The sequence below is a fragment of the Gelidibacter sp. genome (assembly GCF_053579655.1).
Map to the genome: position 1 here is coordinate 14,445 of NZ_JBMDWE010000013.1, position 23,641 is coordinate 38,085.

The 23,641-nt window shown below is 36.6% G+C and carries 25 protein-coding genes and 1 other RNA gene; 10 read left to right on the forward strand and 16 right to left on the reverse strand.

Annotation, left to right across the window (positions count from 1 at the left end):
- Window positions 1–8: 8 nt before the first annotated feature.
- From ACOH2D_RS08315 to ACOH2D_RS08335, 5 genes are all read right to left on the reverse strand, one after another.
- A complete protein-coding gene (locus ACOH2D_RS08315; protein WP_449534940.1) occupies window positions 9–632 on the reverse strand; it encodes a transposase in 624 nt (207 codons plus the stop codon).
- 43 nt (window positions 633–675) lie between these two features.
- On the reverse strand, window positions 676–1,488 hold the full coding sequence (locus tag ACOH2D_RS08320; protein ID WP_449534941.1) for an amidohydrolase family protein: 813 nt from the start codon (window positions 1,486–1,488) through the stop codon (window positions 676–678).
- A gap of 162 nt (window positions 1,489–1,650) precedes the next feature.
- Window positions 1,651–2,079, reverse strand: coding sequence for a DUF4268 domain-containing protein (locus ACOH2D_RS08325; RefSeq protein WP_449534942.1), 429 nt, complete (start codon window positions 2,077–2,079; stop codon window positions 1,651–1,653).
- A 74-nt stretch (window positions 2,080–2,153) separates the two neighbouring features.
- The gene (locus ACOH2D_RS08330; protein WP_449534943.1) at window positions 2,154–2,828 is read right to left on the reverse strand and encodes a ZIP family metal transporter; all 675 of its coding nucleotides are present in this window, start codon (window positions 2,826–2,828) and stop codon (window positions 2,154–2,156) included.
- Entirely contained in the window at window positions 2,825–3,556 is a 732-nt protein-coding gene (locus ACOH2D_RS08335; protein ID WP_449534944.1) for a class I SAM-dependent methyltransferase, read from the reverse strand. Before ACOH2D_RS08335 ends, ACOH2D_RS08330 begins: the two co-directional genes overlap by 4 nt.
- A gap of 57 nt (window positions 3,557–3,613) precedes the next feature.
- Between ACOH2D_RS08335 and ACOH2D_RS08340 the strand changes: the two genes are divergently transcribed.
- The gene (locus ACOH2D_RS08340; RefSeq protein WP_449534945.1) at window positions 3,614–4,771 is read left to right on the forward strand and encodes a THUMP domain-containing class I SAM-dependent RNA methyltransferase; all 1,158 of its coding nucleotides are present in this window, start codon (window positions 3,614–3,616) and stop codon (window positions 4,769–4,771) included.
- Between the two features lie 253 nt (window positions 4,772–5,024).
- Here ACOH2D_RS08340 and ACOH2D_RS08345 read toward each other — a convergent pair whose 3' ends face one another.
- The 5 genes from ACOH2D_RS08345 to rlmD form a co-directional block, all read right to left on the reverse strand.
- Window positions 5,025–5,474: a GNAT family N-acetyltransferase gene (locus ACOH2D_RS08345; protein ID WP_348038260.1), complete on the reverse strand. Its 450-nt coding sequence runs from the start codon at window positions 5,472–5,474 to the stop codon at window positions 5,025–5,027.
- A 61-nt stretch (window positions 5,475–5,535) separates the two neighbouring features.
- Complete coding sequence (locus tag ACOH2D_RS08350) at window positions 5,536–6,060, reverse strand: DinB family protein (protein WP_348036151.1); 525 nt, start codon at window positions 6,058–6,060, stop codon at window positions 5,536–5,538.
- 64 nt (window positions 6,061–6,124) lie between these two features.
- Complete coding sequence (locus ACOH2D_RS08355; protein ID WP_449534946.1) at window positions 6,125–6,859, reverse strand: DUF6048 family protein; 735 nt, start codon at window positions 6,857–6,859, stop codon at window positions 6,125–6,127.
- Complete coding sequence (locus tag ACOH2D_RS08360) at window positions 6,831–7,349, reverse strand: DUF6452 family protein (RefSeq protein WP_348036153.1); 519 nt, start codon at window positions 7,347–7,349, stop codon at window positions 6,831–6,833. The genes ACOH2D_RS08355 and ACOH2D_RS08360 overlap by 29 nt, the downstream gene beginning before the upstream one ends.
- Window positions 7,350–7,466: 117 nt before the next feature.
- On the reverse strand, window positions 7,467–8,876 hold the full coding sequence (gene rlmD, locus ACOH2D_RS08365; protein WP_348036154.1) for a 23S rRNA (uracil(1939)-C(5))-methyltransferase RlmD: 1,410 nt from the start codon (window positions 8,874–8,876) through the stop codon (window positions 7,467–7,469).
- 314 nt (window positions 8,877–9,190) lie between these two features.
- On the opposite strand from rlmD, the gene rocD reads away from it, so the two are divergent.
- Together rocD and ACOH2D_RS08375 are read left to right on the forward strand one after the other, a co-directional pair.
- On the forward strand, window positions 9,191–10,441 hold the full coding sequence (rocD, locus tag ACOH2D_RS08370) for an ornithine--oxo-acid transaminase (protein WP_449534947.1): 1,251 nt from the start codon (window positions 9,191–9,193) through the stop codon (window positions 10,439–10,441).
- A gap of 2 nt (window positions 10,442–10,443) precedes the next feature.
- A complete protein-coding gene (locus ACOH2D_RS08375; RefSeq protein ID WP_348036156.1) occupies window positions 10,444–10,890 on the forward strand; it encodes a DUF5362 family protein in 447 nt (148 codons plus the stop codon).
- A gap of 68 nt (window positions 10,891–10,958) precedes the next feature.
- Here the strand turns inward: ACOH2D_RS08375 and ACOH2D_RS08380 are convergent, their stop codons facing one another.
- Complete coding sequence (locus tag ACOH2D_RS08380) at window positions 10,959–11,294, reverse strand: CCC motif membrane protein (protein WP_348036157.1); 336 nt, start codon at window positions 11,292–11,294, stop codon at window positions 10,959–10,961.
- A gap of 12 nt (window positions 11,295–11,306) precedes the next feature.
- Window positions 11,307–11,606, reverse strand: a complete 300-nt coding sequence (locus tag ACOH2D_RS08385) for a DUF2752 domain-containing protein (protein WP_348036158.1) — start codon at window positions 11,604–11,606, stop codon at window positions 11,307–11,309.
- 127 nt (window positions 11,607–11,733) lie between these two features.
- Between ACOH2D_RS08385 and ACOH2D_RS08390 the strand changes: the two genes are divergently transcribed.
- Together ACOH2D_RS08390 and ACOH2D_RS08395 are read left to right on the forward strand one after the other, a co-directional pair.
- A complete protein-coding gene (locus tag ACOH2D_RS08390; RefSeq protein WP_449534948.1) occupies window positions 11,734–11,925 on the forward strand; it encodes a hypothetical protein in 192 nt (63 codons plus the stop codon).
- A 2-nt stretch (window positions 11,926–11,927) separates the two neighbouring features.
- Window positions 11,928–12,482, forward strand: a complete 555-nt coding sequence (locus ACOH2D_RS08395; RefSeq protein WP_449534949.1) for a DUF8465 domain-containing protein — start codon at window positions 11,928–11,930, stop codon at window positions 12,480–12,482.
- A 150-nt stretch (window positions 12,483–12,632) separates the two neighbouring features.
- On the opposite strand, the gene ACOH2D_RS08400 is transcribed toward ACOH2D_RS08395, so the two are convergent.
- On the reverse strand, window positions 12,633–13,544 hold the full coding sequence (locus ACOH2D_RS08400) for a hypothetical protein (RefSeq protein WP_348036161.1): 912 nt from the start codon (window positions 13,542–13,544) through the stop codon (window positions 12,633–12,635).
- A 104-nt stretch (window positions 13,545–13,648) separates the two neighbouring features.
- Here ACOH2D_RS08400 and ACOH2D_RS08405 point away from each other — a divergent pair, with 104 nt between their 5' ends.
- Window positions 13,649–14,791 carry a cysteine desulfurase family protein gene (locus ACOH2D_RS08405; protein WP_449534950.1) on the forward strand — a complete coding sequence of 381 codons (1,143 nt, stop codon included), beginning with the start codon at window positions 13,649–13,651 and terminating at the stop codon, window positions 14,789–14,791.
- Window positions 14,792–15,157: 366 nt separating this feature from the next.
- Here the strand turns inward: ACOH2D_RS08405 and ACOH2D_RS08410 are convergent, their stop codons facing one another.
- Together ACOH2D_RS08410 and ACOH2D_RS08415 are read right to left on the reverse strand one after the other, a co-directional pair.
- Window positions 15,158–17,620 carry a TonB-dependent receptor gene (locus ACOH2D_RS08410; protein ID WP_449534951.1) on the reverse strand — a complete coding sequence of 821 codons (2,463 nt, stop codon included), beginning with the start codon at window positions 17,618–17,620 and terminating at the stop codon, window positions 15,158–15,160.
- Between the two features lie 12 nt (window positions 17,621–17,632).
- A complete protein-coding gene (locus ACOH2D_RS08415; protein ID WP_449534952.1) occupies window positions 17,633–19,318 on the reverse strand; it encodes a M23 family metallopeptidase in 1,686 nt (561 codons plus the stop codon).
- A 408-nt stretch (window positions 19,319–19,726) separates the two neighbouring features.
- Here ACOH2D_RS08415 and ACOH2D_RS08420 point away from each other — a divergent pair, with 408 nt between their 5' ends.
- From ACOH2D_RS08420 to rny, 4 genes are all read left to right on the forward strand, one after another.
- Window positions 19,727–20,017 (forward strand): coiled-coil domain-containing protein, encoded by a 291-nt coding sequence (locus ACOH2D_RS08420; RefSeq protein ID WP_348036165.1) that lies wholly within the window; start codon window positions 19,727–19,729, stop codon window positions 20,015–20,017.
- A 22-nt stretch (window positions 20,018–20,039) separates the two neighbouring features.
- Window positions 20,040–20,333 (forward strand): cell division protein ZapA, encoded by a 294-nt coding sequence (locus ACOH2D_RS08425; RefSeq protein WP_449534953.1) that lies wholly within the window; start codon window positions 20,040–20,042, stop codon window positions 20,331–20,333.
- Between the two features lie 52 nt (window positions 20,334–20,385).
- Window positions 20,386–20,492: non-coding RNA, 6S RNA (gene ssrS, locus ACOH2D_RS08430), on the forward strand.
- Window positions 20,493–20,626: 134 nt separating this feature from the next.
- Window positions 20,627–22,204: a ribonuclease Y gene (rny, locus tag ACOH2D_RS08435; protein ID WP_348036167.1), complete on the forward strand. Its 1,578-nt coding sequence runs from the start codon at window positions 20,627–20,629 to the stop codon at window positions 22,202–22,204.
- Window positions 22,205–22,243: 39 nt separating this feature from the next.
- On the opposite strand, the gene ACOH2D_RS08440 is transcribed toward rny, so the two are convergent.
- Window positions 22,244–23,386 carry a sensor histidine kinase gene (locus ACOH2D_RS08440; protein WP_348036168.1) on the reverse strand — a complete coding sequence of 381 codons (1,143 nt, stop codon included), beginning with the start codon at window positions 23,384–23,386 and terminating at the stop codon, window positions 22,244–22,246.
- Window positions 23,387–23,641: the final 255 nt, after the last annotated feature.

The following is a 23,641-nucleotide window of genomic DNA, read 5'->3' on the forward strand; positions in this document are numbered from 1 at the left end:
CACATTTCTTATGAGCGGAATTTGTCTTCTCCCCATTTTGAAGGGTTATTGATGATATAATTTGAAATAGTATTGAATGACCGTTCATCTCTAATTATATGATCGTAGAATCGGGTTTGCCATCCAAAATCCAAATTTAGGCGGTTGGCGTGTTTGGTCACGGCAGATTTATAGCCGCCAATGAGGGAGGATACAGAGTTTTTTCCAGGATTTCGAAATCGGTTTTCGCCGATGGATTTTTGGGGATTTTCATTTGTATACGCGTGCACATCCGCATCCACATCACGAAGAGACAAGGCATGCCTTGTCTTTACCTCGGGATCATGACCAAGATCACCACCAAGATCATGACCAAGATCAGGGTTTATGATTATGATGCCATGGATATGGTTCGGCATCACCACAAATTCGCCTAGCGTCATGTTTTTTGAGTGGTTTTTTATTTCGTGCCAAAATACATCTGCTAAAACACCAACATTGCTCAAATTCATTTTATTATTGACGACCTCTCCAAAATAATGCTTTCTATCTTTAGTGCAGATGGTTATAAAATATGCTCCTTCCCAACGATAATCCCAAGTTTGCAAGCGGGCAGATGGGATACGATATTTATTATGAAATTTATCAGCCATTGCATTTACAATTTTAAGGAAGTTATCACATCGGTCACATATTTTAGCGCAATTTACTCACATCAATATTGAATAACTCGGCGGCATTCTTCCAAAAGATCATTTCTTTCTTGTCATCTGCCAATTCCAATTGATCCATAAATTTCAAATAAGACTTCATGTTGCTTATTGGCCAATCGGTGCCATAAAGTAGATATTTTGGATCGCCAGCATAGGTAATCATTTCCTCGATTTCCTTTTTCATGTAGCGCTCAAATTTATCCGAGAAATCGCCCAACACCAATCCAGAAATATCAGCATGGACATTTTTGTTTTTATAAACTACTTCCATACAATCTCTAATCCAAGGATTTCCAACATGGCAGATCACAATCTTTAAATCAGGATAATCGACCGCCAAATCATCAATATGAATAGGATGGGAGTACTTTATTTTTCCGTGTGGTGCGTAAGTGTCGCCCGAATGGAACATGACAGGCACATCAAATTCAATCGCCATTTCATACATGACTTTAAACCGAATATCATTTGGATAAAATGGTTCATAACCTGGATAAAATTTTAGGCCTTTGATGAGTCCGTCGTCAAGAAATTCGCTGAGCTCACGTAAATCTTTATAATCATAATTCAAATAACTTACACCGGCTACAACGCCCAAATTATCCCTGTTACTGATGGCTTCAACGACTTTTTTGGTGCTGGGTCTGTGTTCATTGACTTTGTAGGATGACAATACCAATGAATAGTCCACCTTATTATCGGCCATGGTTTTTGTTAATAGATCGAGGCTATCTTCAAGAGAAACCACACGGTCTTCATGGTAGTTATTAATATGGGTATGGACGTCAATGATCATGGTGAATTAAGTTTTAGTGTTTGTTAACAATATCGAGAAAATTTGAGAGAAAGGCAAATTAGTAGGCAGTCTTCAGTCTTCAGTAAGGAGTTGGAATTTAATTTAGAATTTATTTTCAGATTTTGACATCGGTCATCTGTCATCCGTCATTTGACATTAATTTTACGCATCAATAAAATCCTTATAGTCTTCAAAGAAATCTTCAAAAAGAGCCATTTTTTCATTGAAAAATTCCATGACATCTCGCCAATTATTCTTGTTGTGAATGGATACTTTCTGATTTAAGGGAACATAGATTCTTGAGATTTCCTTGCCGTTTTCTAAGAAATATTCTTCTTCATAAACCACTTCTGGTAAAAACTCCTCAGTTAGAATAGTCTTTAGAGATTGTAGTTTATCCCAGTAGTTGATCCGGTTTTCTAAATCGTCTTCAAGATCTAAAGTGACTAATGCCGATTTCGTATCAAAATGGAATTTGAAGGCAAATCCTTTGAGTTTGGTATCGTAAAGAATCCACTTTCGAGGAAAGGACTTCCCGAAACTGATCCAAAAATCTTCTCTTAATTTTCTTGAGTCTTCTTTGCTAAACATGTTTTCAGTCTTCAGTCCTCAGTCTGCAGTGTGCAGCTGTGATTATTTCTGTCTTCTGTCATCGGTCATCCGTCTTATATCAAATAAGCCACCACAATCCCCAACATTATTACAACGAGTTTGGAAAGGTTAAACCTGTGATTTTCATTGCTTTCAAACAAAATGACTGTCGAAATATGAAAAAAGATACCAATAACAATCCCATTAATGAAAAATAGATAATTTCCAACAAACGGAACGGTGTTGGAAACCAGCGTCCCCATTGGCGTCATGAGTGCAAAAGTGATCAAAAATCCGACAATTTGCTTTTTGGTAAATTTCGATTGTACCAAATAGGTGGTAATCAAAGCAGCAATAGGAATTTTATGGATGATGACTCCGTAAACCATATCATTGTGTTGATGGATAGGGAAACCTTCCAAAAAACTATGAATACATAAACTGATGAACAGCACCCATGGGAATCCTGATTCTGCATCGTTTATATGCACATGGCCATGCTCAGCACCTTTAGAGAAAAATTCCAGTAAAATTTGGAAAAGTATCCCCAACATAATAAACAACCCCGTTGTTTTAGCATCTAGATGGTTGTAAACTTCAGGTAATAAGTCAAATAGGGTCAGTGCCAATAGGAAAGCACCACTGAAGGATAATAGTAACTTGGTGTATTTTGGTTTTTTATTTTTAAAAATCACCACCAACAAAACACCGATAACAACTGCTAAAAAGGGTAGAAGGTACTGCTTCATTTAAAAATCATAATTAAGCGTTCTGACGTGCCTTTGTGAAACTTTCGCAATTTATAATCGCCAAAAACATCTAATAAATAGACGCCTGCTTGTTCAAAAAGTTCTTCAAAATCTGCTAAAGTCTTTGCTCTAACGCGTTCTTGAAAGTGATAATCCTTACCCGCGTCCGTAAAACGGATATCCTTGATGATATGATTATCTTCTACATATCTTTTCTGATGAAAATCAATGCCGCCTATAGTTTTGACATCTTCAGGAACTAAATTTTCAATGACAACATCAACATTCATAAAATCAATAACACCAAAACCAGATTCGTTTAAATCGTCTCTAATGGCTTTAATCGTGTTGAGATTGTCTTCTGACTTGTCAAAATACCCGAAACTTGTAAACAAATTAAAAACCGCATCAAATTGCTCATTGAAGGGTTTACACATATCGTGCACTTCAAAATGAAGCGTTTCATTTTCGTATTGTTTAGCGTAGGCAATGCTGTTTTCTGAAAGGTCAACTCCGGTCACATCATAGCCTAAAGAGTTAAGATATAGGGCGTGGCGACCTTTTCCGCAGGCAAGATCCAGTATTTTACCCTGTTCAGGTAGGTTCAAATATTGGGTCAAATTGTCCATGAATTGATGGGCTTCGGCGTGATCCCTATCCTTGTAAAGAATGTGGTAATAGGGTGTATCAAACCATGAAGCGTACCATTGTGTTGTCTCTTTTGTCATTATAAATTCGTCTGACTGCAAAAATACTTTATTTTTGCAATCTATATCATGAGAACAATGGATAATAATTTTAATATGGTTGCCAAAACCTTATTTGGCTTTGAAGAGTTACTGGCGAAGGAGTTAACCCAATTGGGAGCTACAGAGGTTAAAATCGGCGTGCGAAATGTAAGTTTTGTAGGCGATAAAGGTTTTATGTACAAAGCTAATTTGGCGTTAAGGACTGCTATCAAAATTTTGATGCCCATCCATAGTTTTCGGGTAAACAATGAAAAGGATTTGTATGACCAAGTTTATAAAATGGACTGGGCGCAATATGTTAAGCCAACAGGAACGATTGCTGTTGATGCAACCGTGCATTCCCATTTGTTTACACACTCATTATATATCGCTCAAAAGACTAAAGATGCGGTCGTCGATAAATTCAGGGACACTACGGGCGAACGCCCAAACGTGGATTTGAAGTTTCCTGACTTAAAAATCAACGTGCATATTGATAGGAATATGTGCAATATTTCATTGGATACTTCTGGAGATTCACTTCATAAACGTGGTTATAAAATCGCGACCAATATTGCACCTATCAATGAGGTGCTAGCAGCAGGATTGATCATGTTGTCAGGTTGGGACGGGCAAACCAACTTTATGGATCCGATGTGTGGTAGTGGCACTATTTTAATAGAAGCAGCAATGATTGCTTGTAATATCCCGCCGAATTTGATGCGTAAAGAATTTGCTTTTGAACGTTGGCAAGATTGGGATGTGGAATTATTTGAAAAAATAGAAGAATCTCTTCTAAGCAAAACCAGAGATTTTCATCATAAAATTATCGGATATGACAAAGCGCCAAGTGCCGTAACCAAGGCAAAAGAAAATATCAAAAATGCACAATTAGAAGATTTTATTGAAGTGCGCCACGAAGATTTCTTTAAGACCCAAAAAGCTGGCGATGAGAAGTTACATATGGTGTTCAATCCACCTTATGGAGAGCGTTTGGATATTGAAATGGAATCGTTCTATAAAAGTATTGGCGATACCCTAAAACAAAGTTATCCAGGAACAGATGCTTGGTTTATAACCTCCAATCTTGATGCATTGAAACATGTAGGCTTGAGACCTTCGCGTAGAATTCATTTGGTAAATGCTAAACTGGAAGCCAGATTGGTTAAATATGAGATGTACGAAGGGAGTAAAAAGGGGAAGTATATGAATTAATAAGAATTAAGACCGCTTCGCTTTTAGAATCAAGAACATAGACTGAAGTCGTTAAGTTTCAAAATATAGGCTTGAGATTTAAAAAAGAAAAGTCATTTTCACAACGAACATCACTAGGTCTTACTAAAAATGTCTTTGTGAAATAAAATGGATTTTAATCGGACCTCAATGAATAAGGTTATTGGTTTCTTTATAATTCAAAATCTTTACTGCGATGGTATGAAATTAAGGAGAGCTTAGAGAAATTAATTCTTTAAGCGCTTATTTTATTCTTCATTTGCATTTGATAAAGATCAAAGTTTTTCGCCCAGAAATCCTTTTCAACTTTTTCTAATTCAAATCCCATTTTTCCGTAAAATTTGTGGACAAGTTGCGATGTTCTGACCATTATGAATTCAATACTTGGGTTGGCATTTAAAAGATTAATCCGGTATTGAATTAATTCTTTTCCGATGCCATTCCCTTGTGATTTTGGATTAATCATATCCCACGAAATTCGGGCTAGTTTTTCTTCTGGAAAGTAGTTGATTCCACCAGCTCCGATAATTTCAGAGTTTTGTTCATAAACGAAATAATCCTCCACCTCATTTTCCAAATATTTTTCAAAATCGCTTTCCTCTGAAGGATCGAAATATTCGGGCGTATTCTTCCTTAACAATTCAATTACTTTTGATTTATCTTTATTTGTATATGCTCTAATCATTATTTTTTATTAATGACGTATCTCAAATTCGAATCAATTCTGATGTTTTAATTTTAACAGATCAATACTTTTCTTGGAGTTGTTTGGTATGATGTTCCGCATGATAAGCCGTCCACATCAAAATTTCACGAATAGGCATTTTTCCCATAACTGGATGCGGAAGAACCAAGGTGTCCAAATTTCTGTCAGATATGCGTCGGATTTTATATTGTAACTTCTTGCTTTCTACTTGCAATCGGGTCAATAAATAGCGCTTATCTTGAAGTGTTGGAACTTTTAATTTTTTGGGAGGATTGGTTGAATACTTTTTAAATTCTTCCAACTGTTCGAGATAACTGCTCACGATGGTCTCATAATCCCGGATTTCGGCCGTGGTTGTTCCTAAAGTGTATTTGAACAAAAAGCGTGGCATACTCAAAACATCGTTTAAAGGTTTGATGCTTTTTAAAAGATGCAAGGCGTGCTGACCTGTAGTCCACTTATTTTCAGGCCCCAAAGTCCATTTGTCATTCTCTTGTTTTTCTAGCCAATCGAGAAGCGTGTGATACTTTTCTTCTAATAAATCGGCAATTTCATCTTGGTGCATATCCTATGATTAATATGCAAAAGTTAAGTAAATTTCTGAATAAATGGATGTGAAAGTATAGGAATTAATCGGCGACAGCTATTTTTTTGTTTTTCTTAAAAATAGGGATCAAATAGGAGACATTATAGCCAAATCCGAAACCAAACCGGCCACTATCAAAGGTTCTGTTAAATCCTGGGATATATAAATTTTCAAAATTGCTGGGTTGATCTTCGGATATCAAACCTTTAAGTTGGACATTAATCCCTACAAATAGATTAGTAAGAACTTCCGCCTTGATACCAATGGCCAATTCTAGCCAAATCGCTGATAAACCTTTGAATTCCTGTAAATCTGAAGATGTGAAAGGAGGGTAATATTGATCGGTCGTGTAAACTGTATAACTGTTCAGATTTTGACTAAAGGTGCTGGCGCCGACTCTCAAACCTGTATAAATAAGGTTTTCCATATCGAGCCAGTTTCTGTACATATTATAATCTATTCCAGCTTTAAAGTAACTGCCTTTAGCAGTCAGATCTAAATAGTCATTTCTTAAAGTTCGTTGTTCTGTTCCTAATTCTCCAGCCAAATATAGCTTTTGGGTCAATCGGTAATCGCCGGAAATTTCAAAACCCTTGTAATCATCATCAATAAGCGTGCGCACCAATTTGCCTACGTCGCCACCTAAACGCAAACCATATTTTTGTTTGACGACAATGGTGTCATTTAGTTTATTGTCCTGGTTTTCCTGAGCAAATGATGTTAAAGGCAACACCATCAAGAGCATCAGGTTAATGATAAATATTGATCTGCGCTGCATTTTCATTGTTTATGGTGGTGTTAATAACTTCGACGTTGATAATCCAGTTGCTTGCGTCAGTTTCGCGAGTTGCACTAAGGTCATTAAAAATGGTTTTATAGCCACATGCTCTAGAAACATAAATAAGTTCAGGCGTATAAGTGACTTCGATAATATCAGTATTGGCTAGTGGAATCGAATCGGAATCTCTAGTTAACAGGAATTTGGTCGTGTTATTATTGTTCAAAGCATCCAGTCTTAAAGGTAATACGATGGAGTCTGTAGTCCTATCAAATACAATATTCTTCAAATCGTCTTCTGCTTTGACAGTCAAGTGTCTTACTGTTTTAGTCTCTGCTCTAGCATCAATATTATAAAAACGAATAATCAGATGCGGTGTAGTTGGGGTTGTAGAAGCGCAAATATCATCACGCTCACAACTCCATAGACTTGCTAAAATGAGAAATGAAAGGAGAACTTTTAAGGTCTTATGGGCTTTTTTATATTTCAATTTTCTGTTATTTCTTGTTAGAATTCAGTTGGCAGTTTTCAGTCGGCAGTCTTCAGTCGGCAGTCTTCAGTCCTCAATTAGCAGTCAAAAATCGTTAATCAACAATCTTCAATCTTTCTATCTTTTTTCCAAAAGCACCACATTCTCTACATGGTGTGTTTGTGGAAACATATCAACAGGCTGCACTTTAGTCACTTTATAAAACTCTTTCATAAGCTCCAAATCCCTCGCTTGCGTCGCGCTGTTACAGCTGACATACACAACTTTAGCAGGAGCGATGTTGAGAATCTGTTGCACGACATCTTTATGCATCCCATCACGCGGTGGATCTGTAATAATCACATCGGGATGGCCATGTTGGCTGATGAAATCAGCATTAAATACATTTTTCATATCGCCCACATAAAACTCAACGTTGTCAATGCCGTTTAATTGTGCATTTTCCTTTGCAGCGGTTATGGCATCAGGAACAGATTCAACACCAATAACTTTTTTGGCGTTTTTAGCAACAAACTGAGCAATGGTTCCTGTACCCGTATATAAATCGTACACAAGTTCGTCGCCTTTTAGGTCGGCAAATTCGCGGGTTATTTTATAAAGTTCGTAAGCTTGCTCAGAATTGGTTTGGTAAAAAGATTTCGCATTGATTTTAAATTTCAAACCTTCCATTTCCTCATAGATATGATCTTCGCCTTTGTAGCAAATGACTTCCTGATCATAAATGGTATCATTCGCTTTACCATTGATAACGTATTGCAAGGAGGTTATTTCCGGGAATTTATCGCCAATATAATTCAATAGTATTTCACGGTTTGCTTTATCTTCCTTAAAAAACTGAAAAAGCACCATGATATCTCCAGTAGAAGAGGTGCGCAGCATCATCGTCCGTAAGAAACCGGTTTGATTACGCGTATTGAAAAACTCAAGACCATGTTTTACTGAAAACTTTTTAACTGCATTTCTAATCGCATTGGATGGATCAGCTTGCAACCAACATTTTTCAATGTCAAGAATTTTATCCCACATTCCTGGAATATGAAAACCTAAGGCGTTTTTATCACCTAAATCTTCAGTGGATCGAATTTCATCTAAAGTCAACCAGCGGCTGTCACTAAAAGAAAATTCCATCTTGTTTCGATAAAAATAATCTTTGGAAGAACCTAAAATAGGGGTTACCGGAGGAAGTTCTAAATGACCAATCCTTACCAGGTTGTTTTCAACCTCTTTTTGCTTGAAGTATAATTGGTGCTCATAGCCCATATCTTGCCACTTGCAACCGCCACAAACCCCAAAATGCTGGCATCTTGGTTCCACACGCTTATCTGAATATTCATGAAATTTTATGGCTTTTCCTTCATAAAAGGATTTGCGCTTCTTAAAAGTTTCAACATCGACCAGATCTCCTGGAACAACATTTTCCAAAAAAATGACCGCTCCATCTGGAGATTTTGCCACTGATTTTCCTTTTGCTCCAGCATCAACCACCAGAACATTCTCAAAGATTTGTTTTTTATTTCTTCTTCCCATGTCGCAAAAATAGTGAAACCAATTGCGATTTGCGAATTAGAAATTGCGATTTTGTCATTGGAAAATTAAATTCTTAAATGAAGCCTTAAAATCAGCTTTAAATATTTTTTGGAGGTCTAATTATTTCATAATTTTGGAGTTCTCAGGGATGATTTCTCTCCCACGCTGCTTTTTCGAGCAATATCGAAAGAATAAAGGTACAGAAGGAATGGTTATTTAACTCGCTCAGCGAGATGTAATTATTAATGTTTGCCACCGATTTCAGTTGTCAAACGATGTCTTTATGAGACATGAACCTTTTAAATTCTTATAAAATGGCTGTTTTAGACCAATTAACTTCGCAACAAGCGATCGATTTAGAAAACAAATATGGTGCACACAATTACCATCCACTACCTGTAGTATTGAGTAGAGGAGAAGGTGTGTATGTTTGGGATGTTGAAGGAAAAAGATATTACGATTTCCTGTCTGCTTATTCCGCTGTTAACCAAGGCCATTGTCATCCGGTAATTGTCAATGCGATGGTAAAACAGGCACAAACCTTAACCTTAACCTCACGTGCGTTTTACAATGATATGTTAGGGAAATTTGAAGCCTATGCCACCAAATATTTTGGATATGACAAAGTGTTGCCTATGAATACAGGTGCAGAAGCTGTAGAAACGGCACTTAAAATATGTAGAAAATGGGCCTATGAAGTGAAAGGTATTGCTGATCATCAAGCCGAAATAATTGTTTGTAAAAATAATTTCCATGGAAGGACGACGACGATAATTTCGTTTTCAAATGATCCGGTAGCGCGTAAAAACTTTGGGCCTTTTACGGAAGGTTTTATAAAAATTGAATATGATAATCTACAAGCACTAGAAGATACATTAAAGAACCATCCAAACGTTGCAGGATTTTTAGTAGAACCTATTCAAGGCGAAGCGGGCGTATATGTGCCAAGTGAAGGGTATTTGTCAAAAGCGAAAGCGTTATGTGAACAATACAACGTTTTATTTATGGCCGATGAAGTACAAACCGGAATCGGCAGAACTGGAAAGCTTTTAGCGGTAGATCACGAAAATGTAAAACCGGACATTTTAATTTTAGGGAAAGCCTTAAGTGGTGGCGCCTATCCGGTAAGTGCGGTATTGGCTGCTGATGCGATTATGAATGTGATTCAACCCGGTAACCACGGCAGTACTTTTGGCGGAAATCCTGTAGCTGCAGCTGTTGCAATGGCTGCTTTGGATGTGATCAAAGATGAACACTTAGCGGAGAACGCCGAAAAACTAGGACAGATTTTTAGAAGTGAACTGAATGCTTATATCAAAACAAGTAGCATTGTGCAATTGGTAAGAGGCAAAGGCTTGCTCAATGCCATTGTTATTAATGATGATGAGGATAGTGATACCGCTTGGAATATTTGTTTGGCCTTGCGCGATAACGGATTATTGGCAAAACCAACCCATGGTAACATCATTCGTTTTGCGCCACCATTAGTAATGACCGAAGAACAGCTTTTAGACTGTGTCAGCATTATTAAAAGGACACTTCAACAATTCGAAACCAATTCGTAATTATGGAAGAAAAATCGGCTTTTGACACTTTTGAATTGAATCTTCCGCCTGCAATATTAGGATTTTTAAAGGAAACTTCTACCTGGACTTATATTTTATCAATTATAGGTTTTATAGGTATTGGTTTGATGATTTTGGCTGGTATAATTTTCAGTATTACTATGGGAGGCATGCTTGGCGGCAATCCTTATGAGAGTTTAGGCATTGATATGTCTTATTTTGGAATGATCTATATTTTACTGGGATTGATTTACTTTCTTCCCGTGATGTATCTTTTTAATTTTTCAAGAAAAATGAAGCGTGCTTTAAGTCTCAACACTAATGAAGATTTGACTGCTGCATTTTCTAACTTGAAATCACATTATAAGTTCTTGGGTGTTTTTACGATTGTCATTATCAGTTTGTATGTTTTGATTGTAGTGATTGCCATGATTTCAGCAACAATGTAAATTGTGAAAAAACGGATAAAAAAAAGCGACTAAAATTTTTAGTCGCTTTTTTTATGTCTGAATGGAAATTATTCTACCACACCTTCATTAAGACCTTTCATCCACTGTTCCTGCATGTCTTGAATCCCCTCGGTTCCTAAGCTGACGTACATCCAAATCACTGTTATCAAGAAAATAGCATTTAATATAACACCGATTATAGCAAGGATTTTTCCTGTTTTTACATTTTGAAATCCAGTGTATAATTCTGGGTTTGTCGCATAAAGAGCAGTCGCTTTATTGGCCAGAACTATAGCGATGATGCCTAAAGGCAAGCCAATAATACCATAGCAGCAGCAGGTAACTATAGATAAGATTCCAAAGACTAAAATAAGGGTTGCGTTCGGGAGTTGTTGTTTTTCCATGTGATTGGATTTTTAGTGGTTTATTTTGATTAGATAACTGGTAACTACGATAATAACATTTAAGACAATTAAACCCATCTTGATGTTATAATCATATTTGAACTTTTTAAAGAGGTTAAATATAAGAAAAAGCGCCAATAAAAAAAGTGTGTAAATCGCGGGGTAAATTTTAAAAGCCAGCAAAAACTCACCTTTAAATAGAAACAATGTGGAGCGTTGAATACCACAACCCAAGCACTCTATCCCAAAGAGTTGTTTGTTGAGACAAGGCAACATGAAGTCTTCGGGATTGATGAAATTGTAAAAAGTCATGCACAAATGTATAAAAAGAAAGGACTTAACAAATAGAATTTTTAAGCTTAGATTTACCAAAAATCAAAGGTATTTCGATTCAAAATGTTTAATTTCGTCATTTCGTGTAAATAACTTATTTATGAATATGTCAAGAGTAATCAATGTTCTATTAATAATTATTGGTGGTTTTATTGCCATTTATGCCAAGGCTGGAGTAGAGCAAAATCAATATGTACTGATTGGAGGCATTATGATTTTGATGATGGGCGTGTACCGCATTTCAAAAAGGATTCCGAGTAAATACGATCAAGAAACACCTTCTGATAACGAACATTAGTCATGAGTTTTAAAAAAGGAGATAAGGTAACTGTTTTGGACGAAGCCATTTCTGGAACGGTTTCAAAAATTGACGGCTCAACCATTTTTATTGAGACCGAAGATGGCTTTCTTATGGATTTTAATGCCAACGAATTGCTCAAAATGGAAGGGAAGGACACTTTGAAATCCAACATTTTTGCTGAGCATTCGGTGCGCGAAGTGCTTTCCGAAAAGGAGCAGCACATCAAACGGAAATCTGTAAAGGTAAAACCGAAAGAGCGCAACCAGCCTACCATGGAAGTGGATTTGCATATTTATAATCTCACAGATAACCAGCGAAACTTATCGAATTTTGACATGTTGACCTTACAATTAAATACGGCTACACGTCAATTGGATTTTGCCATCGGCAAACGCATTCAAAAAATTGTGTTTATTCACGGCGTTGGCGAAGGCATTCTTAAAATGGAACTGGAAACACTTTTTAGTCGTTATGACAATATAAAATTCTACGATGCCGATTTCCAGAAATATGGATTAGGAGCGATGGAAGTCTATATCTATCAAAATGGATAGGCCTTAACGGCTTTCTGTTGTTGCCATAATCCATCTGTTTTCCAATAAGTTTCACAATTTTGAACGCACTTTAGGTTCCTAATAGCCTTTAGGATAAAGCCTTCGCGACTATTTTTCTGAAAAAATAGGTTGCGAGAATATCGAGATTTTTTAGTCACTTTCAATCATGATACTGTAAGTGTAGGTTCCAAATTCAATTTCAGTTAAGCTAATAACATCCAAGTTGACATTATTAATATAAAACTTGATCGTGTAGGTGCGTTTGTATCTGTTTTTATTGAGTTTTTGATAATCGTAAGTATCCTTGGCTTCTTTGTCAAGATATCTTGGAACTCCAGGCGTAGGAGAACTACTATCACGATCGTCCATAGGATTTCCATTTAAATTTGCGTCTTCGTGACGTGTCAAAACACCGTCGCCGTCGTCGTCATTATCTAAATAATCAGGAATGCCATCGCCATCTGTATCTTGCGCTTTGGAAAGACCATCAATTTTATTGTAATTGTGTTTTTCATCTTTAGTTAACACATTATCGTTATCATCATCCGCATCTAAATAGTCAGGAATGCCATCGCCGTCAGAATCGGTTGGATTTGTTGCAGGATTGTTATCGCCATCTAAATTGGCATCTTCTACGTCTGCAGGAATGCCGTCATCGTCATCATCAACATAAGTTGTGATAATAGTGACGGTACCAGAATTTGCCGCATAATCTTTAAGAATATGGGTAGTGGCATCAGGCAATAGATTACAAATTAAATTTTCAGGACTGCCATCATAAGTACGGTAATTGAATAGGGTAGTCGTACCATTAATGGTCAAAGTGGTTTTGTAATTATTTTTCGGAGGATTGAAAATGGAGTCAGTTCTGGAGTTTTTTGGAAATATTAAGCTTAAAGACTCTGAAGGATTTTTTTTGGTGTCATATAAAAAGTAATTCCCAGCACTTAAATTGCATATAGACAGCTCTTTATCAAAATCCAATTTCACATCAATGACGTCGCCATCATCACAAGCAGAAACCAACAAACAAAAGCATAATAAGTACAGTAATTTTTGCATTTCAAACAATTTAGCAACAAAAATAAGGCATTTGGTAATTTATAAGGTCGCATCTACGAAATAATTTTATTTGGAGTATTTTTGCTTTTTGAAAGGAATTTAGAATGAGACAAGTATATTTTGATAATGCAGCAACAACCCCAATGCGTGATGCTGTTATTGATCGTATGACGCAGGTTATGCGCTCACAATATGGCAATGCATCCTCAACACACAGCATGGGACGTTCTGCCAAATCGTTAATTGAAACCTCCAGAAAAAAAATTGCGTCATTTTTTAATGTCAATGCCTCTGAGATTGTCTTTACAGCTGGTGGTACGGAAGCGGACAATTTGGTTTTGCGAAGTGCGGTCCGGGATTTGGGGGTTACTGAAGTCATTACCAGTAAATTAGAACATCATGCCGTTTTGCACACGGTCGAGCATCTTCAGAGCGAATATGGCATTACCATTAGCTATGTAAAATTGCTCGAAAACGGTGTAATTGACTTGCATGATTTGGAGCGTTTATTACAATCTTCCAACAAGAAACTGGTCAGTTTGATGCATGTCAATAATGAAATTGGGAATAAATTGGATCTTAAAAAAGTGGCAGATCTTTGTAAAAAGAATAACACTTTATTTCATAGTGATACGGTGCAATCAGTAGGGCATTATCAATTGGATTTACAAACCATTCCCGTGGATTTTATAGCAGCAAGTGCGCATAAGTTTCATGGTCCAAAAGGCGTTGGTTTTGCTTTTATGCGAAAAGGTTCAGGCCTCAAAGCTTCTATATATGGCGGCGAGCAGGAGCGTGGGTATCGCGCAGGTACCGAAAGCATTCATAATATAGTAGGCATGGAAGAAGCTCTGAAATTAAGCTATGCCAATTTAGAACAAGAGCAGAGTCAAATCCTCGAATTACAAAATTATTTTATTGATCGATTAAAAGCGTTGTCTCCAAATATGGCATTTAACGGCAACTGTGAAAATCCGGATCAGAGCACTTATACTTTGATTAATGTGTGTTTGCCAATTGCTCCAGCAAAAGGAGGAATGCTTCATTTTCAGTTGGATTTGAAAGGAATAGCCTGTTCTAAAGGTTCAGCGTGTCAAAGTGGGAGCAATCAAAATTCGCACGTGCTTTCTGAAATATTAAGTGCCGAAAATTTAATGAAACCTTCCGTGAGATTTTCATTCTCTAGTTTCAATACCAAAGAAGATGTGGATTACGTGATTGATATCTTAAAAGAATTTGTTGAATAAAAATTACTTTATCCGCTTTTATAGGAATTTATAATTGAAACGCAGACCTGCCCTTCAGTTCTGGCTGGTGATGCTGATTTTTACAGATTTTCACTGATTTCAATTAGATTCAAATAACACAAAATCTCATAAAACACTCTTTGGGAATTAGGTATTTAGTTTTTGGATTTTTCAATGGAACGCTGATGACGCTGATTTTTTATGATTTGCACTGATTTTATAGACATGTGCATAAAGTTGTCGAGATCACTAATTCACACGAAAGTATATATTACTACATTAAGAAATTCGTATACAATTATGCAACTCTGCGTCTCCGCGGCTCCGCGAGAGAATATTTGCGGCTCCGCGAGAGAAAGATAGAACCTAAAATCTCATCGATACCCGCACATTAAACACCCGCGGACTCAAATAATTAGGAATCGCATATTGACGTTTGCTATACACATCCCGTACCCAAGTATTCGTGATGGAGTTTTGCACATCAAACATGTTAAACACTTCCACGCCAACGGTCAATTCTTTAAACATGCTTTTCCATTGGGCATTATCGGCTACTTCTCCAACGATAACAACATAAGAAAAACCGACATCAGCACGCTTATAAGCCCGTAGTCGGTTTTGATACTGATAAGGATCGGCGTAACTAGGAGAACCTCCAGGAACTCCTGTATTGTATACTAAATTCAGATACACTTTCAATGCAGGAATGTTGGGTACATAATCCTGAAACAAAACTCCGAATTTTAAACGCTGATCGGTTGGTCTTGCAATATAGCCTTGGTTTTCAATGTTTTCTTCGGTTTTTAAATACCCAAAACTAAACCAAGACTCCGTGCCTGGCACGAATTCGCCATTCAATCTTAAATCTAAACCATAGGCATAAGCTTCCGCGTTATTTCTGGCACGATAACGAATCCTAACATTTTCTAAAGTATAAGGATTCACATCAGTCATATGTTTATAATAGGCTTCTGAAACCAATTTAAAAGGACGATCCCACATTTTAAAACTGTATTCATTGCCAACAACAAGATGTATTGATTTTTGAGCCTTCACATCAGGTCTTACAGTACCGGATGAATCTCTAAGTTCTCTATAAAAAGGCGGTTGGTAGTACAAGCCACCAGCCACTCTAAAAAGCATGTCCTTCTCCCAATCTGGTTTGATGGCAAATTGCGCTCTCGGACTAAAAACGGCTTGCGTTTTACTTTCAATCCCATCGCCATTTACCGTCCAGTTATGCGCTCGAACTCCAAAATTATAAAACACCTCCTTGTTCCCTAATTCTGAACGTTTGCTCCATTGGGCATACGCTTGAAAGCGGTCAATTTGCACATAATTGGTAGCGCGTACATTCTGAAAAGCAACCAAAGGTCCTTGATAGGGCAGATAAGGTTGATCATTGAAGAAGCCTAATTTTGGTGGATTAATGGAAAAACCAGCGGAATCAATCACTTCCCATTCTACCAAACGATCACGGATATCTTCATGTGTATATTTTATGGACCATTCAAAGGTGTTATTATCAATCTGATAATCGCCTTTATGCTCAACGTTCATGATTAAGGCGTCCAAATCATTTCGACCATGGGTTAATTGGGAACCGATACCTTCGCTAAATTCAACTTTGCCTAAATTTTCATCGCCAATATTGCTGTTTACCTCACCCAAGCGGTATTGCGACAAAATATCAAAATACTCTTCTTCTGTGGTGTGAAATGTGGAGGCAATCAATTTTAAGGTTAAATCCTCACTGGCAAAATAATTCGCTTTAAAGGCTCCAAAATACGTGTTGTACGCATCTTTTTCCTGGCCTTCATAATACACCAATAAAGCCATCGGATTGGCTATGGTTCCAAAATTGGTTTGTCTGTTTCTAGGTTGGAAATCATAGGTATTGCTGGAGATATTACCTAAAAAGTTGACCTGGAATTTATCGGTAAACTTATAGGTCAAATACGTTTGGATGTCTGCAAATACGGGTTTTACATTCCCTTCAGTTTCTAAGGAGTTTAGCACTAAACTATTGTCTCTGTAGCGCAACCCAATAATGCCCGATAATTTTGAATCTTTTGATACCGCTTCCGCAGAAATGCTACCGCCTAATAACGAAATGTCGGCATTCATGCCAAATTTCATCGGATTTCGATAGGTTATATCTAACACTGAAGATAGTTTATCGCCATATTTCGCTTGAAATCCGCCTGCCGAAAAATCGACGTTTTGCACCAGATCAGAATTGACAAAACTTAAGCCTTCTTGCTGTCCAGAGCGTACCAAAAATGGTCTGTACACTTCAATGTCATTGACGTAAACTAGATTCTCATCAAAATTACCACCGCGCACCGAATACTGAGTACTCAATTCGTTGGAAATATTGACTCCTGGTAAAGTTTTTAAAATATTTTCAACGCCAGGTTGTGCACCTTTGATCGAGCGAAGTAAGGCAGGAGCAATGGTGGTCACGCCATCTACAGATTGTCGATGTGTACTATTAATGATAACCGTTGCAATTTGCTCGACATTTAAATTCATTACCGGATTGAACTCTATTTCCTGCCCGTTTTTAAGATTGAATTTTGCGACCACACGTTTAAAGGAAATATGGGTGAATTCAACAGTGAGATTAACCTTTATTGGAACTTTTAATTCATAAAAACCATTGTCATTAGTCGTTGTTCCCGAGTTGTCCGATTTAATGCTGACATTGGAAACGGGCATATTAGCTTCATCCAAAATAATTCCCCTAATCGTTGCGGTTTGTGACCATCCCAAAAATGGAAGTATTATAAGGACGAAACGCAAAAAGTGAGCATATAGTTTCAAATGGTTGGTGTTTTATTTTCTGAAAAAAGTTGCTTCAAATGTAGAACTATTTCCAACATTATCTGTGACCACGAGTTTCAATTCATTTTTGGTGTCTGTCGCCACATTGTCATTAAAATCAAAGGTCAAGGTATTGGCCTTGTACTCATATTCCACCAAAATCCATTTTCCATTAATGGTAGCTCTATAATTACTGATACCTGAAAGATCATCCGTGATTTTGAATTTTAGATAACGGAAATTGCTTAGCCATTTCCCATCCTGAAAGTTGGTTGCGGAAATTTTTGGCCCTTGTGTATCTCTAACCAAGGTATAAGTTCCTAAAGCGTTTGAGGATGCTGATAATATATTGCCGTTTCTTTTGGTATTGAGATAACTCGGGTATCTTTTATTGCCAATCAATTCGGCAATATAAAGTTTGTCTTTATCGGCATCCTTATGGTTGCTGACATCATATTGTATGTTCACATTTTTTTGAAGCGGGATGATATCCTTATGCAAATAAAGTGTGTCATTGCTGACCTTAAAATCAATAAAAGTGTCCTCATAAAAGCTGTTGGAAGGAAAATAAACGGTCACATTTTTTTCGTTCAAATTCGTGGGGTGCTCAGAGAAAATATAGGTTTTGGTACTTGTATCAACAACTTTAGGTGCTTTGGACATTTTTTTCCCATTAATAGGAATCGTAACCCACGACTCGTTGCCATGAAAATCTTTAATTTTGATTTTATAAACTGAAGCCGTGCTGTCGGCTATAGCAACATAGCCATCATTATCCAAATGATTATAAAGACTCAGCACATTTCCTTTTTCCACAAACAACTTCTGAACCCAACTTCTTTTAGTTTTCAACAGCTCGTAATCAATAAATCTGTTGATATGTCGGGTTTCAGTGAATGCAAATCGGTTAAAATCCATTTCAAACTTTTTGTTCCCATTATAAAAAGTTGTCAACCCATTGATACCATTCTGATTAACCGCTAAATCCTGTTGGTCATAACTAATCACGCCAAAGCCTATATCGCCATAAGCATTAATACTTTCAACCGTATAATCTTTGTTTTTGTTTGGGATGAGACGCAGTTCAACGCGACCACTTTGACCATTTACAAAAGAATCATCGTTTTTGGTATAGGCGTAAACAGTGGTGACGAAAGGTGTTTTTTTGTCGTGGATTTTAAATCCGAAAAGTAAGGGATTGAGCACGCGTTCTTGCTGATCTCTAATCTCAAAATGCAAATGCGGTCCGCCAGAACTTCCCGTATTACCAGAATAGGCAATGATTTCATCCTCTTTAACTTTTATTTCATCAACCTCTGGAATGATTTCAACCTCATAGGATTCATCATGATATTGCTTCGCTTTTACATAAGCTTCAATGATGGGCGCATAACTTGATAAATGGCCATAAACAGAAGTATAACCATTGGGATGTGTAATATAAATCACTTTTCCGTAACCATAATGAGACACTTTAATACGACTTACATAACCTTCAGCAACGGTATACACATTGAGACCTTCTCTTTGTTGGGTTTTGATATCCATACCGGCATGAAAGTGATTGGTTCTCAGCTCGGCAAAGGTTCCGGAAGGAATCAATTCAATGTCTAAAGGACTTCTGAAATAATCTTGAGGATAGTCAACTTGTGAAAAGGCAAATGTGGTAAAAAACAGGGATAAAAAAAGAAACTTCATAGCTAGATTTGAATGGCTAAAAATATTAAAAAAAGTTAGGAGTGCCTAAAGTTTGAAGGCTTTAAAGTTAGTCGTGGTTAAATAGTTTTGTTCGATTTGAAACTGATGGATAAAAACGAGTTTTTTAGGTTTTAATTGTTAGAACGTATCAACTTATTGCCATCGAATGTATATAACTCGAAACTTAAAAGTGCACTTAAAGCAATCCGATTTACAGGTACAACCTTGCCATCATAAAGCGAAATGACAACACTTTTTTAATCTTTTTGAGGTCGTTAGCTAATTGATTATTAGATGTTTAAGTTACCTCACCTCACTTGTTGCTTATTTTTTCAAAATTTTTGATAAAACTATTGTGATTTCTGCTCAGGTATGTTAACTTTGTTACATCAGTATTGAAATTTGTAAATGGGTAAATTTGAGGATATTGTTGATTCTTTAGAGAATAAGATCAGTAAAGTTTTACACAAGCAAGAGGTTTTAAAACAAACCAATGCGAAGCTGTCTGAAGAATTGGCCGTTTATCAGCAAAAGATTATTCAACAACAGGAAGCATTGCGTTCTTGGATTGAGAAATATGAAGCTCTTAAAATTGCAAATTCAATGTTGGGCAGTGATGAAAATAAACGAGAGACAAAGCTCAAGATAAATACATTAATAAAAGATATAGATCATTGTATAGCACAATTATCTCAGTAATGTAATTTAAGTATAGTATTTAATGTCAGAACAGCTAAAGATTAAGCTTTCCATAGCGAACAGAATGTATCCATTGACGATTGCACCTGATCAGGAAGAAGGATTGCGAAAAGCCGCTAAGAATATTGAAGCTATGATTAATCAGTTTGAGCAAAATTATTCCGTTAGAGATAAACAAGATGTTTTAGCCATGTGTGCTTTACAATTTGCGTCTCAAGTGGAACAAAAAGCAATAGATAAAGACAATGTTAGTGAAGATGTTAAAAATAGATTAACCGCTTTGGACGATCTTCTTCATTCACATTTAATCTCTTAACGTTCTTTTAAATAAATAGGTTACTGCCTACATTAGTTAATTTTTTTGATAAACTCAACGTTAATTCTTTAAAAAGGGTGAGTTTAAGTTGTAAAAATGAGCTGCCTTGAGCAGATTTTTGATCAGCTTGTTAGCCCTATACTTGTTTTTAAGGGGTTTATACAAAATTCGAAACTGATGTAGGCTTTTTTTTTGGTTAAATTTCACAGCTTTTAAAAGAGGTGTGTGATTAGGCCAGCCCCGTTTTAATGGGATGTTTGAATTTTTTCAATTTTTTTTAAACTAAACTAAACATGGATACGAACACAATTTTATTAATTGTTGGTGGCGTAGTATTAGGCGTAATACTAGGATATATTGTAGCAAAAACACTGGAAAGAAGCAATGCTTCTAAACTTATTCAAAATGCAAAGGAGGAAGCGAATTCCATTATAAGACAAGCGAATTCAGAAGGTGAAACCACAAAAAAAGATAAGCTTCTGCAAGCCAAAGAGAAATTCATTGAGTTGAAATCTGAGCACGAGAAAACTATTCTATCCCGTGATAGAAAAATAGCCGAAGCTGAAAAGAGAACGCGTGACAAAGAATCTCAAGTGTCTAATGAATTGGCTAAAAACAAGAAATTATCTCAAGAAATAGAAGAGAAAATCAAGGATTACGATTTTCGCTTGGAGTTTTTAGAAAAGAAGAAAGATGAAGTTGACAAGGCTCATAAAAACCAAGTAAAACAACTTGAAGTTATTTCGGGATTGTCTGCTGAAGATGCTAAAGCACAGCTGGTAGATTCACTTAAAAATGAAGCTAAGTCTGATGCCATGGCCTACATTCAGGATACCTTGGAAGAGGCAAAACTTACGGCACAGCAAGAAGCTAAGAAAATCATTATAAATACCATTCAGCGTATTGGTACGGAAGAAGCGATTGATAACTGTGTTTCTGTATTTAATATTGAATCCGATGATGTTAAAGGTCGTATTATTGGACGTGAAGGTCGAAATATTCGTGCGATAGAAGCGGCTACAGGTGTTGAAATCATTGTAGATGATACCCCGGAAGCCATTATTCTTTCGTGCTTTGATTCTGTAAGACGTGAAGTTGCACGTTTATCGCTTCATAAATTAGTGACGGATGGAAGAATCCATCCAGCTAAAATTGAAGAGGTTGTCGAAAAAACTAAAAAGCAAATAGAACAAGAGATTATTGAAGTTGGTAAACGTACCGTAATTGATTTGGGAATTCATGGACTGCATCCTGAGTTGATTAAATTGGTGGGACGTATGAAATACCGTTCTTCTTATGGTCAAAACTTATTACAGCATTCACGTGAAGTTGCTAAACTTTGTGGCGTGATGGCTGCGGAACTGGGGTTAAATGCTAAAGTCGCCAAACGTGCTGGATTACTTCATGATATTGGCAAAGTGCCAGATTCAGAAGCCGATATGGAAACGCCACACGCTATTTTAGGTATGCAATGGGCTGAAAAATATGGTGAAAAACCAGAAGTTTGTAACGCCATTGGAGCGCATCACGACGAAATTGAAATGACCACTTTATTGGCGCCAATCGTTCAGGTATGTGATGCTATTTCAGGAGCAAGACCAGGTGCAAGACGTCAGGTTTTAGATTCTTATATCCAACGTTTAAAAGACTTGGAAGATGTTGCGTTTGGATTTAATGGCGTGAATAAAGCTTATGCTATTCAGGCAGGACGTGAATTGAGAGTATTGGTAGAGAGTGATCGTGTTTCTGACGAACAGGCGGCTAATTTATCGTTTGAGATTTCTCAGAAAATACAAACAGATATGACGTATCCAGGACAGGTTAAAGTAACCGTAATACGAGAAACAAGAGCGGTTAATATTGCGAAATAAACACCGCTTTTAATGGAAAATAAAAAAGTCTGGCAAATGTCAGACTTTTTTGTTTTTGACATAAATCGTAAAAGTAGTGCCCTCATTTATAGTGCTCTCTACCGTAATTTGGCCACCAAAACTTTCAATTTGATTTTTTATTAAATAGAGACCAATGCCTTCTGCATCTCTATTATGATGAAAGGTTTTATACAATCCAAAAATGTCATTACCGTATTTATCCAGATCAATACCGATGCCGTTATCTGAAATGATAAGTTTAAATTCCTGTTTGTCATAAGCACAATCAATGGTGATTACGGGATCTCTGTCTGGATGTTTGTATTTTATGGCATTAGACAAGAGGTTCTGAATGATGCTTTCGAAATAGGAGTAGTTATAATAAAGGAATAATTTTTCGTTTATTTTATTATGGACGGTGGCTTTATTTTCAGTAATAACAAACTTAAGAACCTCTAAAATATTATTTATCTCTTCGGTAATAAAGATCTTTTTAATGAGATTGGTTTTCGTGTTTTGCTCACGTACAACATCGTGAAGGTTCACAATGGTTTTTGTCAATGAATGGGAAAGCATCCTTAAATGTGCCATTATTTCTTCCTTTTCATCGGGAGTTTCGGTTTCATCATAAAGCTCCAATAAACTTTCAAAATTTGCCGTATGCTGTTTTAGATTGTGCGTAACAATGTGCGCAAAATTCTTTAGCTTGTTGTTGTGTTCAGTAACAATTGCTAAGGAGGCGTTAATTGTGTCCTGATCTTGTTTTTGTGTCGTAATATCAGTGTGTGTGCCAATAATTCTTTTTGGCTCGTTATTTGGCCCCCATTCTACAATCTTGCCTCTATCACGGATCCATTTGTAAGTGCCATTTTCACATAGTATCCGATGCTCATTTTCATACATGGATTTTAATCCATTGAGATGGTCTTGAAAATCTTGATGATATTTCATTCTATCATCGGGGTGTACACGTTCATTCCAATAATTGGTATCCGCACCAACAAAAGTTTCTGAAACTCCAATAATTTTTCTTGAACCTTCTGAGAAGAACAACCGATCAGATACGGCATCATACTCCCACATTCCAATGTCGGAATACTCCAGTGCTAATTGCCATTTGAGATTGTCCACAAATGTCGAGTTTAGATTTAACTTTTGTAATCCCGATTCTGGTGAAGTCATAGCATTTGTTTAAAATCGGCATCAGGTGTACACCTAAATTTACGCCAATAGGGTTAAATTTGTTAAATGCTATAATAAACTATATAGGGAATAGTTAAAGTTAGGAATTTTTAATGAATTTTAAAATTTTATTTCACCTATCTCATATTTTCTGAAGGAGGCACAATTCTCTGTTACATAGTACATTATAAATTTGGGATCAATGTCTAACAATGAAAGTGAAAGGGTTTAAGAAAGAATGCTCTCATCACTAAT